This is a genomic window from Micromonospora sp. RL09-050-HVF-A (assembly GCF_019374995.1).
GTDB lineage: Bacteria > Actinomycetota > Actinomycetes > Mycobacteriales > Micromonosporaceae > Micromonospora > Micromonospora antibiotica.
The window spans coordinates 5161568-5176818 of sequence record NZ_JAGKQP010000002.1; the positions used below are offsets into that span (position 1 = coordinate 5161568).

Annotated in this window: 12 protein-coding genes and 3 pseudogenes; 10 read left to right on the top strand and 5 right to left on the bottom strand. The window is 67.0% G+C overall.

The window, feature by feature from the left end:
- Positions 1 to 22: 22 nt before the first annotated feature.
- From J7462_RS22925 to J7462_RS22935, 3 genes are all read left to right on the top strand, one after another.
- A complete protein-coding gene (locus J7462_RS22925) occupies positions 23 to 334 on the top strand; it encodes a calcium-binding protein (RefSeq protein WP_219466401.1) in 312 nt (103 codons plus the stop codon).
- 6 nt (positions 335 to 340) lie between these two features.
- Complete coding sequence (locus J7462_RS22930; protein WP_219466403.1) at positions 341 to 1492, top strand: hypothetical protein; 1152 nt, start codon at positions 341 to 343, stop codon at positions 1490 to 1492.
- 354 nt (positions 1493 to 1846) lie between these two features.
- Positions 1847 to 3052, top strand: a complete 1206-nt coding sequence (locus tag J7462_RS22935; RefSeq protein ID WP_219466408.1) for an IS110 family transposase — start codon at positions 1847 to 1849, stop codon at positions 3050 to 3052.
- A gap of 195 nt (positions 3053 to 3247) precedes the next feature.
- Here the strand turns inward: J7462_RS22935 and J7462_RS22940 are convergent, their stop codons facing one another.
- Together J7462_RS22940 and J7462_RS22945 are read right to left on the bottom strand one after the other, a co-directional pair.
- Positions 3248 to 3448, bottom strand: coding sequence for a hypothetical protein (locus tag J7462_RS22940; protein ID WP_219466409.1), 201 nt, complete (start codon positions 3446 to 3448; stop codon positions 3248 to 3250).
- 1366 nt (positions 3449 to 4814) lie between these two features.
- Positions 4815 to 6339, bottom strand: a pseudogene (locus J7462_RS22945) (IS1634 family transposase).
- 602 nt (positions 6340 to 6941) lie between these two features.
- On the opposite strand from J7462_RS22945, the pseudogene J7462_RS22950 reads away from it, so the two are divergent.
- Positions 6942 to 7596 (top strand): annotated as a pseudogene (locus J7462_RS22950) (IS701 family transposase); the annotation flags it as partial.
- A 97-nt stretch (positions 7597 to 7693) separates the two neighbouring features.
- Here J7462_RS22950 and J7462_RS33725 read toward each other — a convergent pair.
- Positions 7694 to 7756, bottom strand: a pseudogene (locus J7462_RS33725) (hypothetical protein); the annotation flags it as partial.
- A 440-nt stretch (positions 7757 to 8196) separates the two neighbouring features.
- Here J7462_RS33725 and J7462_RS22960 point away from each other — a divergent pair.
- A complete protein-coding gene (locus J7462_RS22960) occupies positions 8197 to 8592 on the top strand; it encodes a DUF1707 domain-containing protein (RefSeq protein ID WP_219466410.1) in 396 nt (131 codons plus the stop codon).
- 263 nt (positions 8593 to 8855) lie between these two features.
- Here J7462_RS22960 and J7462_RS22965 read toward each other — a convergent pair whose 3' ends face one another.
- Positions 8856 to 9710: a transposase family protein gene (locus J7462_RS22965; protein ID WP_308290997.1), complete on the bottom strand. Its 855-nt coding sequence runs from the start codon at positions 9708 to 9710 to the stop codon at positions 8856 to 8858.
- Positions 9711 to 10409: 699 nt separating this feature from the next.
- On the opposite strand from J7462_RS22965, the gene J7462_RS22970 reads away from it, so the two are divergent.
- The 4 genes from J7462_RS22970 (at position 10410) to J7462_RS22985 (ending at position 13011) form a co-directional block, all read left to right on the top strand.
- Positions 10410 to 11525, top strand: a complete 1116-nt coding sequence (locus J7462_RS22970; RefSeq protein WP_219466411.1) for a hypothetical protein — start codon at positions 10410 to 10412, stop codon at positions 11523 to 11525.
- A gap of 17 nt (positions 11526 to 11542) precedes the next feature.
- Positions 11543 to 11734, top strand: a complete 192-nt coding sequence (locus tag J7462_RS22975; protein ID WP_219466412.1) for a hypothetical protein — start codon at positions 11543 to 11545, stop codon at positions 11732 to 11734.
- A 24-nt stretch (positions 11735 to 11758) separates the two neighbouring features.
- Positions 11759 to 11941 (top strand): hypothetical protein, encoded by a 183-nt coding sequence (locus tag J7462_RS22980; RefSeq protein WP_219466413.1) that lies wholly within the window; start codon positions 11759 to 11761, stop codon positions 11939 to 11941.
- 140 nt (positions 11942 to 12081) lie between these two features.
- Entirely contained in the window at positions 12082 to 13011 is a 930-nt protein-coding gene (locus tag J7462_RS22985; protein ID WP_219466414.1) for a hypothetical protein, read from the top strand.
- Between the two features lie 1153 nt (positions 13012 to 14164).
- On the opposite strand, the gene J7462_RS22990 is transcribed toward J7462_RS22985, so the two are convergent.
- On the bottom strand, positions 14165 to 14701 hold the full coding sequence (locus J7462_RS22990; protein WP_219466415.1) for a plasmid pRiA4b ORF-3 family protein: 537 nt from the start codon (positions 14699 to 14701) through the stop codon (positions 14165 to 14167).
- A gap of 222 nt (positions 14702 to 14923) precedes the next feature.
- On the opposite strand from J7462_RS22990, the gene J7462_RS22995 reads away from it, so the two are divergent.
- Positions 14924 to 15175 carry a helix-turn-helix domain-containing protein gene (locus tag J7462_RS22995; protein WP_308290998.1) on the top strand — a complete coding sequence of 84 codons (252 nt, stop codon included), beginning with the start codon at positions 14924 to 14926 and terminating at the stop codon, positions 15173 to 15175.
- Positions 15176 to 15251: the final 76 nt, after the last annotated feature.

Below are 15251 nucleotides of genomic sequence, written 5' to 3' on the forward strand. Positions count from 1 at the left end.
ACCGGTCCGATATCCTCCGCCGATGGCATCGAAAGGCGACGCCGCGCTGGAGGCGATGATCGAGGAAGCCACGGTCGACGCGTACGGCGACGACGAGCAACTCACCGGCCTGTTCACCATGCTCGAGGAGCACCTGGCGGTGCCATTCACCACCACCGTCCTCGGCGTCGAGGTCACCGTGCGCAAGATCGACCTGACCGCGGACACCATCGCTGCGGTCTGCGCCCGAGGCCGCCACCGGCAGAGGATCGATCTCCTCGACCTGCCGCTACCCACCCCCGCGCCCGACGGCGCCGCGTGGATCGACGCCTACCGGCACTGGGCCGGAAGGTAGGCCGCGGTGAGCGAGTACCAGTACTACGAGTTCACCACCGTCGACCAGCCCCTCACTGCCCGGGAGCGGGCCGAGCTGCGGTCGCTGTCGACCCGCGCCGACATCACCGCCACCAGCTTCGTCAACATCTACGAGTGGGGCAACTTCAAGGGCGACCCGCGCAAGCTGATGGAACGGTACTTCGACGCGCACCTGTACCTGGCGAACTGGGGCACCCGCCAGCTCATGCTGCGGCTACCGAAACACGTACTCGACCCCGCCACCGTCGCCCAGTACTGCCAAGGCGACAGCGCATCCGCCTGGACCACCGGCAAGCACATCATCATCGACCTGCATGACGAGGACGAGGACGGCACCGACGAGTGGGACCTCGACGGCCACGGTCTGCTCGCCTCGATCATCCCGGCCCGGGCCGACCTCGCCGCCGGCGACCTGCGACTGCTCTACCTGGCCTGGCTGCGCTGCGTACAGTCCGAGGACATCGCCGACGACGAGCCCGAACCGCCCGTACCCGCCGGCATGGGCACCCTTGACGCGACTCTCACCGCCGTAGCCGAGTTCCTGCGCATCGACCGTGACCTGATCGCGGCAGCGGCGGCCGGGTCGTCGCCAGCCGCCTCCGGGGAACCGACCGCCGTGCAACTGCGTACCTGGGTCGTCGGGCTGCCCGCCCGGGACAAGGACGCCATCCTGACCGACCTGATCACTGGCAGCGACAGCCACCTGCGCAGCCGACTGCTGCGCCGGTACCGCGACGCACACCGCACTGATACGCCCACCCCGGCAGTCGCCCGCACCGCCGGGGAACTGCTCGCCAGCGCCGCAGAGTTGCGCGCCGAGCGGGAACGACGGGACGCCGAGCAGCGTGAACGCGACCGGGTTCGTCGGGAACGGTCCGCTGCGGCAGCCCGGCAACGACACCTCGACACCCTCGCAGTCGACCAACCCGCCGCCTGGCAACGGGTCGACGAACTCATCACCACGAAGAAACCCCGCGAATACGACACCGCCGTTCAACTCCTCGTCGACCTGCGCGACCTCGCCGAGCGCGACGGGGACAGCTCATCGTTCCGGAAGCGGCTGGCCGAGCTACGGGTGGTGCACGCCCGCAAGCCCAGCCTGCTCGAACGCCTCAACCTCGCAGCCCTCGACACCTGACGCTTGGTTCGCCGCCCGGTGACCGCCACCGAGGCGCGCAAGATCGTGGACAGCTCGGCGTTCCGCCGCGACGCCCCTGACCGCGGCGGCTTGGACTCCGAGTGTCCGTCGGGACCCGCAACCGGACATCGAGCTGTGTCGTTTGCTGGGGTGGACCCGGAGGGTCGGGTGACTGCCTGGGTGTGTGCTGCCGATGTCATGGCCAGCTTGGAGTAGGACGCCCCGGCCCTCGCTGATGACGCTGTATCAGCACTGGATGGAGACTTGCGACCGATCGCCCTTTCCGAAGTTGTGGCTACTGAACCGCAGCGGGTCCACGCCCCCTGACCCGACAACCGAAGAGGGTGATGCCCGATGGGCAGCCTGTGGGCCGGCGTCGATGTCGGCAAGACCTACCACCACGTGTGCGTCATCGACGACGACGGCACCGTGGTGATGTCCGAGAAGATCCCCAACGACCAGCAGTCCATCTCCGGCATCGCCGGGCGGCTCGGTGAGCGCCGTAAGCCGATCCGCTGGGCCGTCGACCTACGCGGTGGACCCGCGTCACTGCTGTTGGCGGTCCTGTTCGACCGTGGCGCGGATGTGCGCTACGTCAGCGGCACGGTCACCTCGCGGATGGCCGAGGCGTTCCACGGGGAACGCAAGACCGACGCGCACGACGCCTACGTCATCGCCCAGACCCTGCGCATGCGCGGCGACCTACCGACCCTCACCGTGGCCGACGGGGTGCAGCAGCAGCTGAAGCTGCTCGTCTCCCGCCGCCTCGACCTGGTCGCCGACCGGGTCCGCATCACTGCCCGCCTCCAGGACCTCCTGACCGTGATCAGCCCCGCCCTGGAGAAGTCGCTGAACCTGCGCAGCCGGGGTGCGCTCCGGCTCCTCGTTCAGTGGCAGACCCCGGCAGGGCTGCGGCGCGCCGGCGAGGCCCGCATCCTGGCCTACCTACGCCAGCACGGCGTGCGGGCCGCCAAGGCACTCACCGCCAAGGCCCTCGCCGCCGCACGGACACAGACCGTCGCCGTCACGGGAGAGGCCACCGCAGCCGGGATCGTGGGCCAGATGGCCACCGACTTGGAAGTGGTCAACGACCGCATCACCGCCATCGAGGAAACCATCGCCGCGGTTGTCGCCGAGCACGAGCTGGGCGAGATCGTCACCAGCCTGCCCGGCATCGGCACCACCCTCGCCGCCGAGTTCCTCGCCCACGCCGGCACCCTCAGCACCTACCCCAGCGCTGCGGCGCTCGCCGCGCACGCCGGCCTCGCCCCGATCTCCCGCGACTCCGGACGACGGCAGGGCCACCAGGTCCGGCCCCACCGCTACCACCGCGGCCTACGCCGGGTGTTCAGCATGTCCAGCTTCACCGCGCTGACCCACTGCCCACGCTCCCGCGCCTACTACGACAAGAGAAGGGCCGAAGGAAAGACCCACCGCCAAGCCACCGCAGCCCTCTCCAGACAACGCCTCAACGTCCTCTGGGCCTGCATCCGCGACAAGACTCCCTACCAGCCCAAACAGCCAAGATCAGCAGAGGTGGTGCCATGCGAACTCGCGTAGAGACTCCGGGTGCTGAGGATCGATTCGCGATCGCCGCGCCTGCCTCCGAACCGGCTCTAATCGCAGTTGTCGGACGACCACGCGGATGTCGTTTGTCCGAATGCTCTCGGTATAGGCCCGACCCGTCGGTCCTCCCCTCAGGGCAAGAGGCCTTGAGGGGCGCCGCGTGTCTGGGCACTCGCCGACCGAGGTGAACTACTCCGCCTGGCCGGTGGCGAAGCGCAGCACGGTGAGGACGAGCAAAATGGTGCCGGCGAAGGCGCTGCCGCCGGTGAGGATGGCGGTGGGTGGGTTGAGGCCAGCGGCCCAGGCGAGCAGGCCGGCGGTGGCGCCGACGAGGACGGCGGTCAGAGCGACGATCGCCAGCCAGAGGCTGCGGAGGGCGGGGTTAGTCAACGCCAGTCCTTTCGTGATTACTTGCTCCGTTGAGAAGTGGATGGGCCGGGTTGCAGGCTTATTTCAGCGCCAGCATGGAGTTGGGTGTCGACATGAGAGGCCAACCCGGAAGTACTCCGGTTCCAGCGGGAACATGAAATTCAGCCCCACAAGATGGCAGTACGATCTTCGAGTGAGTTTGTATCGGCTCGTCGTCGAGCATGGTCCACCTTGCGCTGGCTGCACTTTTTGCGAATACGGCGTAGGCAACCCTGACTTCTCCCGATGCTGCTACTCGCACCCCTGGCAGGCCTTTGAAGTGGGGCATGTCGGGACACGCTTGCCGGTAGGTTGGCCTCCAGGGGCTGGGTTCGCCGAAAGTCCAGCTTCCACCCTGCCTGGCTGGGCCAGGCCAGCCCGATCGCAGATATGGGTATCGAGCCAGTGCGAGGTCAAGGTCGGCTCTGCGGTCCGTGTACAAAGCGGCCTGGATGTATACGCGGTGATAGGTCAGGTCCTCGGTTGCCAGAGTCACCCGAGCGCGGCGCCCGCGCTTGTCTCGGACAGTGCAATGGAGTAGTCCCCATCCGTGCGGTACAGGGATCAAGCTTGCGTTTCCGCAAAACTCTGCATAGTCGCATCGCATTCCGAGTGCAGTATCGGGTGATATTTCAGAGCTCTCCTCTATCCTGGGCTCTGTCAGGATGGTACTTACGTATCTCACCCACTTCTCTGGGTCGGGAGCAGTTGTCGATCTGCGGAAATCCCTACGTTTCTTCGACGTCATGCGGTGAATCGTGCCGAACTTTGGATCGCCGCGCCACCCAGGAACTTCCAGCGAAATGATCTTTGTTCTCGATGTCGCTGAGCTGGGTAAACGTCTATGGGTGACTCCCGCTCAATGTCACCTGGCAATCGCTTCTGAGCCCATGCGTGACCAATTCGTTACCATCGCGAGGGTGCCTGCCTCTGTCTTCGATCTTGACTGGCGCTCCGGTCGTATTGCCGAGAGGCAGCGGCGGAGGTGTTCGCCAGAACACGCCCGGCGGCGGGGCATGGAGCTAAGCGGACGGTGTTGGTCGATGGGTACGGTGGATCGGATCGTGCCCGGGATCCGGTTGCCCGTAGGGCGCGCGGATCCCGGGGTGCGGTCGGGCGATCCGGCCACAGCCCGCCATCAAGGAAGGCTCGTTCGGCTGGATCGTCTTCGGCGAGAACCGGGAAGCCGTCACCGCGAAGGCGGTGTCGCTGCGAACCCAGGTGCTCGGCGGTGCCGGCTGACGAGGGGAAGCTGAACTGCTCTACTCGCTTCAACGCCAAGCACGCGGCAAAGGCCGGAGCGGCTCTACGCCGACCGCGGCTACGACTACAACCCGACTTGGCTCATTTAGTGCGTGCCGTGGATCGCATCGAGGGCGGTCTGGAGGTCGGCGGGGACGGGGTCGGCGGCGGTAATGGTGTGGCCGCCGGCCTGGATCTGGATGGTGCGGTAGCGGCGGGCGGTGGTGACGAAGCGTTTGATGCTCCAGCCGGTGGTGTTCTCGATCCATCGGGCCACGGCCAGGGCGGCGAACACGATGGTCAGATGCGCTTCGATCGATTCGCGGGTGTGGTGGTAGATCGGTCGGGCGGCCAGGTCGGTCTTGGACATCCGGAAGGACTTCTCGACCTGCAGGAGCCGGCTGTAGGCGCTGATCACCTGCTCCGGGTCGGGGTTCGCCAGGTTGGTGACGTAGCCCTTGATCCCGGCCAGGGCACGGTTCTTGGTCTCCAGGGTCCGGTTGACGCTCTTGGTCGCGCCGGTCAGGCGCACGTATCTGTTCCGTTTGACCGGTGTCTTGCCGGCGACGGCGTTCTCGGCCTTGCCGACCTGGGTGTCGATTCCTCGTAGGGTGCGGCGGGCCCGGTCGGCCCGGTACTGGTAGAAGATCGTGTGATCGCGGCGTTTGTCGCCGGTTCCGGCCGGCCAGGGCTGGACGAACACGTGCCCGTCGGGGATGTCGGTGTCGGGGTGGGCGTCGCGCCAGGCGGCGACGACGTAGGGCACGTCGGGGACGCGGGCGCCGAGGATGAACGACAACCCGGCGGCTTCGATCGCGCGTTTGTTCGCCTCCGACACCATCCCCGCGTCAGCCACGACCGTGACATCGGACAACCGGTGCGCGTCCAGGAACGCCCGCAGCACCGGCATCATGGTGGTCGTCTCGGCCCGGTTGCCCTCGAACGCGTGCACCATCAACGGGAACCCCGCCCCGTCGGTCAGCAACCCGACGGTGATCTGCGGCTCCAGACGGCGCTCTTTCGAGAAGCCCGGCTCACGGAACCCGTCACCCTCGTCGGTTTCGAAGTACAACGTGGTGACGTCGTAGAGCAGCAACGTCGACGGGCCCAAGCGCACATGCGCGGCGCAGGCACGCGCCAGTCGGGCACGCCACGGACCACCGGCCGGATCAACCGCCGGAGCGGCGTCGTCGACGCCCACGCCGCCGTCGGAAGGTCTACCTCCCGTGGCGTACACCCGCAGACGCCGTTTGACCGTCGCGTACGACGGCGCCCACGCCCCGGCCTCGTCCAATACCCGCAGCGAATCAAGCTTGCTGGTCGGCTCGATGATCCTGGCCAGCACCAACGCCTTGAACACCTCGTCGGACTCGGCAGCCGCGGCGAACCCCAGAACCTGATACCCGTGAACCAACGCGTCCAACAGGTGCCCGGCCCGCGTGGAGGTGATCGGCAACGCAGCACCCCCGGCTGCCGGACGGTCCGGCAGCCGCAGGTCCAACTCGGCCTGCCCCGCGGCCATCCGCTGCCGCGCCACCGCCTTGAGCAGTTCCAGGTCCGCGTCGGTGTGCGCGGACCCGATGTGCTCGATATCCCGCGATCCCCCGCCGCTGCGAGTGCACGATCTGCACCGCCCGCGCCCCGGAAGCCGTCTTCACCGTCCGCACGTACGCCACGACCGACCACGATAGAACCAGGCCCGTTTAGTGCGTGCCTCGCGCCACAACATCCCAGCTCACAGCCTCACGGGCACCCAAATCAGCACACCGTGAGCCAAGTCGGGTGAAGTGGTCAGCCCCGCTTCGCGGTCCGCCCCTCCAATTTGAGTCCGACTCCGCGCCGCCTCGTGTTCGCCTGGGACGTTGTGTATCACCGTCCGGCGGAGTCCGTGGTCGCAAGATCACCGATTGCGCAATGGCCCTCAACGGGAGCGACCTGCAGAATGTGAGACAGGGCCGTGAGATCCAGACCTCCGCGACGCAACGCATCTGAGCGCTTCCGATGTGACTGTTCAGGTCACGCGACGGTCGTGGGCGTCCAGGGATTGCCGGTGAGTGCGTTGCGTAGTTCGGTGGCTGCCCGGAGGCCGTTCTTGCGGATGGTCGAGATGTAGCTGCGGATGGCCAGGAACGTCTGGGTGCCTTTGAGTGTGCGGAAGCCGCCGCTGACCCGGGTCTTAGTACTGCAACGGCAGTAGGCGAATCGTCTTCGGGTCGGGTTCGTTGGTCTGCCTGTGACGGACGTTGATGTTGATCGTTGGCGTGGGGAGTTGGACCGGCTGCATGTCCGGATCGGGCCTCGGTTTCGCCGGGCGGAGCCGCGTTGGCGGGCGCGGCAGTACCTATGCGGGTTGGTGTCGGGTCTGGGCCGCAAGAACGGCTGGACCTTGGCGGAGCAGGCCGGGGATGTGTCGCCGGACGGGATGCAGCGGTTTGTTGCGGTGGGCGGACTGGGACGTCGACGCTGTCCGGGACGACGTGCGTGACTACGTGGTCGAGTATCTCGGTGACCCGGCCGGGGTGTTGATCGTCGATGACACCGGGTTCCTGAAGAAAGGCGTCCGGTCGGCGGGGGTGCAGCGTCAGTACTCCGGCACGGCTGGTCAGACGGAGAACTGCCAGGTCAGGGTATTCCAGGCCTACCGCTCGGCGAAGGGTCACGCGTTGATCGACCGGCAGTTGTACCTGCCTGCGTCGTGGACCGATGACCGGGACCGGTGCCGGGCCGCCGGGATCCCTGACGAGGTGGGGTTCGCCACGAAGGTGCAGATGGCCCGCACCATGCTCGCCCGTGCCCTGGACGCGGGGGTGCCGGTGGGGTGGGTGACGATGGACGAGGCATACGGGCAGTCGAAGTCCCTGCGGGTGTGGTTGGAACACCGGGATGTGGGAAATGCGGGACCTCCGGCACCGCCACCTGCGACAGCGTCGTACCCGAGGTTCCCGGCTGCTTGCCGGGCTTGCGGCCGCTACGCCTACGCATCGACGTCGGCGGCGGCTTGGCCAGCCAATCCGACGACGGCGGCTTGCTGGAGTTCGTCGAGTTCAACCCAACCGGCGCCGCAACTCGCTGTTCTCGGCACGCAGGACCGCGTTCTCCTGCTGCAGCCGGGCGTTATCCGCCTCCAGACCGCTAACCCGCACGGACAACTCGTCGAGACGCGCTGTCAGCCCGACAACTACAGCGGCGAGTTCGTCGTAGGAAGGGCACTCACCATCCCGGCCAGGCACTGCACCAAGATCATCCTTTAGTGGACGTCACGCCCAGAACCCGGAGGCTCACACCGAACTCAAGCGACCTGAACAGTTACCTTCCGATAGTGGTAGAGGCAGCATCTAAGACCATGATATGGGAGCCGCTGTTGTAGAATTGTTTGAGCTTGGGGTCCTAGACCGCCGTAGGCCCCGGACAGTCGTCACGTTGAGGCGGAGACGAGTACCCCTCTGCACGGGAGGTAGGCAGAAGTGACTGAACGCATAGTGCCCAACGTGGAGCCTGTCGGCACAATCGATCGTTGGCGGCTAACTGATCGAGAGCGCGAGATCGCATCAACTCGGCTCGCGGCCGCAGTCCACGAGGGGCAGCTGGACCTGTGGGAGTACGACGCGCGCCTGCAGGCGCTTGCCGTAGCTAAAACTAAGGGTGAACTTCATCCGCTTCTCGCCGATTTACAGCCACCCCAAAGTCTGCGTGAAGGCCATAAGCAGCGAGCGCTTGCGATGCTCTGGACCATTTGGGCCGGCGTGGTTTCTCTTAACTTCGCACTCTGGGCAATGTGGACAGTCGCGGCGGGTGGTGGAATTCATCCGTGGCCGGTGTGGATCGCGGTGCCAACCGTGGTGCCGCTGATTACTCTTACCGTAGCGCGGAGGATCCGTCGGTAGGATCGGTCCATGGAAGTGTGGTGGGAAAGGGCAAGTTCTCCGTATTGAGGTTGTCATCATCGCAATTCGAATCGTGCTGGTTCCGGTAGGGCTTCGTGGTCGCGGGCCAGGTGGCGGTGGAGCATTAGCCAGCCAAGGGTGCGTTCGAGGACCTATCGGCGTTGCCACCGAGAACCCTCGGATCTGCAGGTTTTCTGATGACATCGACGGGGAGTGTCAAGTTAGCGGCTCTGTCTCCCATTCGGTGGTGACGGAGGGTGCTGCTATCTGAGGAGGATGCGGTGGCGAAGCAGGGTGAAGCCCGCTCGTCCAGGTATTGAGGTGATCTCACAAGATTCGGGTAGGTAGCGATACTCGAAGTGTGTGAGGTGGAGTGCGGCGCGGACGGTTGCTCCCATTTGGGTGGGGCTGCTGGTGTTGTGGCGTGGGGTGCGCCAGCGGCCGGTCAGGATTGCGAAGCCGCGTTCTCCGGAGCACCGTATTGATCGAAGGAGGGCGTTGTAGGTGCGGTTGTCGACCGCGAGGCGACGGCCGTCGGCGGGTTGCTTGTACGGGGTATGGATGCCCTGGCCAGCGCCTTCGTAGCCGGAGTCGGTCTGTGTGGGTAGGCGCAGGTCGGAGGCTGCCCAGTACAGGGCGCCGGTGATGTCCAACGTCTCGGCGCAGGTGAGGTCGTGCAGGTGCCCTAGCATCGCCTCCGAGGTCCAGATCGGTAGGCCGTCGGGGCGCATCACCGCCTGAATGTTCGCGCCGAAGTCGCGGTGCTTTCCCGAGTGCCAGGCGTCGATGGTGTCGCCCTTCACGCTCACGGTGGTCTCGGCCAGCCGGTCGGTGTCGAACAGCTTCCCGTCGAGGATCACGTGCGACCAGCCGTCAGCGGCGACCCGACGCAACGCGTCGTGCAGGGTGGGAGTCTGCGCGGCCAAGACCCTCACGGCCTCGGCGACGTACCGGTATGCGGTGGCACGCGACACCCCGCACCCGGCCCCGAGGGTGGTCTTGTCCTCGCCCTTGCGGAACCACACCAGCACCAGAAGCGCCTGGTAGAAGCACGTCAACGCCCTGGCGCGGCGGCGAGTGCCCACCGCCCGACGTTCGGCGCGCAGAAGCCGCGCCACGTGCTGAACGAGTTCCCTCGGGACGTCGAGCGGGATACAGAACGTATCCGGCCGTACCGCAACGGTGGTGGGGAGGTCGGCTTCTGTCGACTTGAATTAACGCTCAATGAGCTGGGCAAGGCGTTCTTGGTCGTGGACAGGTTCGCCACTAAGGGTGAAAGGTTGCTTACGGGGAGTTGGGTGAGCAAGTAGTGTCTTGTTGGACTGTTGCAGTGGGTCGCTTATGGCGCGGCTCAGGGACATGCTTGGCCCGATAGCATCGGCTTTGTTACGAGACCACAGTCGGCGCGACGCTAATCGACATTGCCCTCCCAGGTGGGCTGCCGTGTCGGTGGATTGCCGGCGGCGAGGCCTACGGCGGTGATCCGCACCTGGCGGCGGCCCTGCGCAGCAGATACGACCGGGGCCGCTCCTCGTCACCTGAAGCTCAAGACCTGGAAGATCCTGGTCAAGGTGGGCTGCTGCCCACGCCAAGCCATCGCCATCATCCGAGCCGTCCTCGTGCTGAACCGCGTCGAAACGAGCCGCCGGCCCAGGATGAAATACTCCTTGTCCGTGCGGAGCCCACGTCCCACCAGAATCCGCCCGTCAGGCTCAGTTTTCAGCCGGGTGCGCCAGTTCGGTCGTTCGTCGGACGGGGATGCCACTTACAGCCGTGTTCCGCGCCATCGAGTACGCCGTGCCCCTTACTGTCGGGTGGTGCAGCGATGGGACTCGCTCAATGAGCGGCAGCTCGACCTGCTTCGCCGGATCCACGGCGGTGATGACCTCAGCGGCCCGGACGGCGTTGTGTACCGGCGGTCGGCGCGTGCGCTTCAGGACCGGAACCTGGTGACGGTGACACGCAAGGCAGGGGTGTGGAGGGCGTGCTCGACCGATGCCGGTCGCTTCTACCTTGAGCATGGCCACCATTCCGATCATCCCGACCACCGTGCTTCCCTCCCGCGGCCTGAGACGCCGGCACCCGGCGGCAACGCCGGCGGTGCTTCGTCGGCGGAACTGCTGCGATCGGCTTGCGAACTGCTCGACCGCCTGCAGCAAGAGGGCGGCATGGTCCGTATCGAGAGTCCCGACAGTGGAACGCGGGCCCGGTACCGCCGGATCATTCACGCGTTCAAGCAGCAGGGACTTGTGCCATCGGGGCACCATCTGCGTCACACTGGCCGCGACGCCGGGGACATCGTCATCCGCCTCTACACCGACGCGGGCCCGGACGAGACCGACTGGAACCGGATCCGGCTCAACACCCGACGTGTCACCACCGACCCGCATCTGGCGTTCAGCGCTCTCGAAGCCGATCCGACCAACCTTGCCGTCAGCTCAGACCTACTGCCCCGGGCGTTGCTGCTGATCCGGCAGCTCGCCGGCGAGGCACCCCGGCGTGGGCACCGGCTCGGGGTCAACACCAAGGCGAAACACCCGCGGGTGTTCCTCCAGTCCGGGCAGGTCCGACGCACGGTCACCCTGACCGAGGAACGCGACCAGGTCCCGCACGAACCCACCGCCGAGGAGCTGAAGGTGCTGCGCCTGCGTCCGTGGATGAAACCCGCGGAGTTCGACGTCGTCGACTCCGGCAGGCTCCGCTTGGAGATCGCCCGGGCCGGACACGACAACCGGGACACCTGGACCGACACCCCACGCGTACGTCTGGAACAGCGCGTCGCGCAGATCATCCAAGGGTTCGAGGCTGGCGCACGGCCGACGAGCAGCAACGGCGGGCAGCCGAAGCCGCGCGGGAGAAGGCCGCGGCCGAACACCGGCGGCGGCAGGAGGAAGCCGCGGCCGAGCGCAGACGGCAGGAGGAGGCCACCCTAGCCCAATGGCACGCCGCAATGGCCGACGCCCGCTTCCGGGCCGCGGACACCATCCGCGCGGAAACCTTCCGCAACGCCTACCAGGCGTGGACCACCGCAGCTGGCATCCGCGCGTTCTGCACCGCCCTTGAACAAGCGGCCGAGGGGCGGACCGGCGCCGGCGGGTACCTCGCCAGCTGGGTCGCGTGGGGCAGGGCCGCCGCCGACTAGATCGACCCCACCCGCAGTCCCCGTGTGCTGGCTGACATCGACTACAACCCCGAACCCGGACCTGACGACCTGCGCCCGTTCCTCAGTGACTGGAGCCCCCACGGACCACGCAAGGAGCGCCGCCCTGATCACGACCGGCAGGCCCACGCCGGCATCCGCCGACAGGCCGAATCGTGGCACCACGGGCTGCTCGACAGCGGCGCCTGAAGTGCGTCGACACCTCAACCGCCACCACAGTCCGGCCGAATGCGCACGAGCCTGCGCCGGGACCCGTCGCCATCGCGGCGCAAACCGCCAGCACGACCCGGAACCACGCAACAAGCGACGCTTACCCGAAGGACAGCTGGATGAGAATCGACCCCTCCCGCTTCACCATCGGTGACGAATGGGCGTACCGGCAGTCGGACCACGCACCGTCCGAACGCGTCCGCATCCTGGCCGTCGAGCCGAAGAAGACCAGCGCCCGCCTCGAGATCAGATTCCTCGACGACCCCGACGAACGGGTGGAGAAGGTCTCCGGGTCGCGGCTGCGGGTGCGGTGGAGCGAGGTCGGGACCTTCGACGCGCTGATGGCGAACTGGCAACGCATCAACGATCTGAGCCTCGATCACACAGAGCAAGCCTGCGTCGAGGAGATCTTCGGCCTTTTGATCAGCGATGACGTAGCCGAACTGCTCTGGTCCCCGGTGTCATGCGCCACCGGCATCCACGACAGGGCCCGGCTGAGCGAGATCATCGGCGGCCCGATCGACGACATCCTCGCCTCGGCCCAATGGTTCGACCACGACGGCCGGACCATCCTGTCACCGGCCGGCACCCTTCAACTGGTCGAGGCCGCGTGCCGTGCCCATTCGACCCAGCTCCTCGACCTCGTCATCGAGCAGGAAGCCCAGTCCCGCCACAAATGCAAGTTCGGCGACGACTACCGCGTCGGCCGCGACAGCCGATCGACGACACCGGAATGGGAGTACGACTGGTACCGCCGCCACGACCGGCCCCGCCACGAACTACTACGCCAGTGGTGCGGCCACCGGGCGGTCACCCACCACGAACGGTTCCTCGCCGCCGAAGCCGAAACCCACCGCCTCGACATCCTGGTGACCGACCTTCTGAAGGCCCTGAACAACCTTGGCGAGCACGAACAGGCCGGCCGGTTCGCCGAGGAACATGAGCGCGACCGCATCACACCCCACACGATGCGCCCCGTCGTCGAACGCCCTCTACACCCCTCTGAGATACCCGTACGCGAGATCAGGGTCAGGCGTCGCTGGTGGTGAACTCCCCTGCGCGACATGGACGCGCTGTCGTCCCGCGCTGAGTGGGCAGCGACGATGGCAGGGGCCGATTCGTGCGTCGCACCGCACCCGTGTCACAGCTTCAGCCCGCCAGGACCGTCAGCGACACGACGCTCGTGTCACTGGCAGGAGGTGTTGTGACATCGATTGCGTCCTGATGGGCAGATCGCCTTTGACAGCGCGGCTCCCGCGCCGGCCTCCTGCTTCGCCGTGGCTGGCCGCTCTCGCGGAGAGAACCGGACGCGTCAGCGGTAACGACGATCATCGGACTGATCGCTGACAGAGCGGTTCTGAACTGCGGATTGACAGACAGAGCCGCAGTGCCATCCGCGATTGGGGGATGCGTCGGTGGGGAGACGGTTGACTCTTCGAAACATCGCGGGTGGTCAGACGGCCATCTCTTTCGGCAGCTCTGACAGCACCCACTGTCAGAGGCCCGTCAGGCTGTTGAGCGTGCTTGTCAGAGCACCGAGAGCAGCTGTCGGACCGGCGGCCTCTGTCAGAGCCACCATCGCGGCGCGGTGACATCTGTCAGAGGTCCGCCATGACGGCGGACCTCTGACAGAAGTCGACCCCGGAAGATAGTGACAGCGCCACGACGACTGTCAAGGGCTACGTCGACGAGTCGGAGGACTGACAGCGCCGGGCCAACCGGCGATCCCGCCGGTCCTGCTCTCTGTGCGGCCGGAGGCGGTGAGGCTTGGGCTCCCTACAGGAGGTATTTCGGCCTGCCGACCGGCCGGGTAGGCCGAAATACCGCGAGCCCAGCGGGTGGACTGTGAGCAGCAGTGACCAGCGTCTTTTGTCTGTTCTGTCAGGTCGCCGTGGCCTTGTGAGTCGTCGCTGTCAGAGGGCTGTGAGGCTGGGAAGTGTTCGCCAGAGCTGACAGAGCCCGGTTTGGGGGTGTGAGCGCATCGTGGCCGGTGAGCATGGTCGGCAGCCGGCCGGTCGATGCCGGACGACCTCAGCCCGCTTGGCCAGTCGCTGCAGCGGGTTTCCTCGTCTCGCGCCGGGTTCCCATCGCTCTGTCAGGGGCAGACAGTGGTCGGCCAGGTCACCGCCGTCCGCCGACGTCACCTACGACACGTGGCGCTGCGCGGACGTGGTGGCCGGCGACGACGTTCGTCGGCTGTAGCTACCCCCGTCGGGGTCCCCACCAGGGCAGGATGGGCGGCAGGTCGGCCAGGGGATTGCTGGGTCGTCTCGGCGCGGCGGACCCGTCGTCGCTGTCCCAGCGGCGGCCGTACTGGTCCGGTATGTCGCCCCAGCCCCGGTACGGGGTGGGTTGGGCGACCGCCAGGCCGAGTTCGTCGAGTGGGTCGACGCGGTGGTCGGCGACGGTGCACAGGTGGGCCCAGTCGTCGCCCATGTCGAACACGTAGGCGAACTGATCACCTGGCGCGAGTCGGTTCAGTGTGGTCCTTTCGCTGTCCACCGCGCCGTCCGGTGTGTCTTCCCAGGTCCGGAAGGAGCAGACCGGGGTCTGGTCGGCCAGGGTGAACAGCCGTAGGTGCGCCAGGTCCCAGCGGGCGAAGGCCAGGTCGATGGCTGTGCCCAGTTGCTCGAACGTGTGAGATCTGGCGGCGGCGATGATTCGGCCCGGTCGGGGCCAGTAGTCCTCGCCCCGCCCGGAGACGAGTTCGACCCGGATCGACAGCCACGTCCGGGCCACCGTTCACCTCCCGCTGCCGCCGGCCGACCACGCTACCGCCGCTCTACGGCCCGTACACCAAGACACGCCTCGCACCGCTCGGACCCGGCGTCCTTCGTCGCCGGGTCTTTCACCATGCCACCGCGAGTTTCTTCATCAGGGAGACTGAGCATGCGACCGCCACGACGAACCCGAACCGCTACACCCGCCACCGGTGGGGTGTCCCGTTGTGAGGAGCGGCAGGTGTGGACGGCCGAGCGGATCCGCGCGTTGGGTCCGAGCACGGACCTCGCCACGGCCGCTGCCGTCCTGGGCATGTCCCGTTCGGCCGCTTACAAGTTGGCCCGCCGTGACGCGTTTCCCACGCCGCTGTACCGGGTCGGTGCCCGCTACCGGGTACCGACCGCGCCGATCCTGGCCATGCTGCACCTGCCGCATCCGAGCGGTCCCGGGCCGCACGCAGGGGACGCCGACAGCGTCGGGGACCCGCCCTGACCGCCTCCGTGCTGCCCTCCGGTCTCGCCGGGACCGGAGGGCGGACCCGCCGGCCGCAGCGTCGACCCTGCCGACG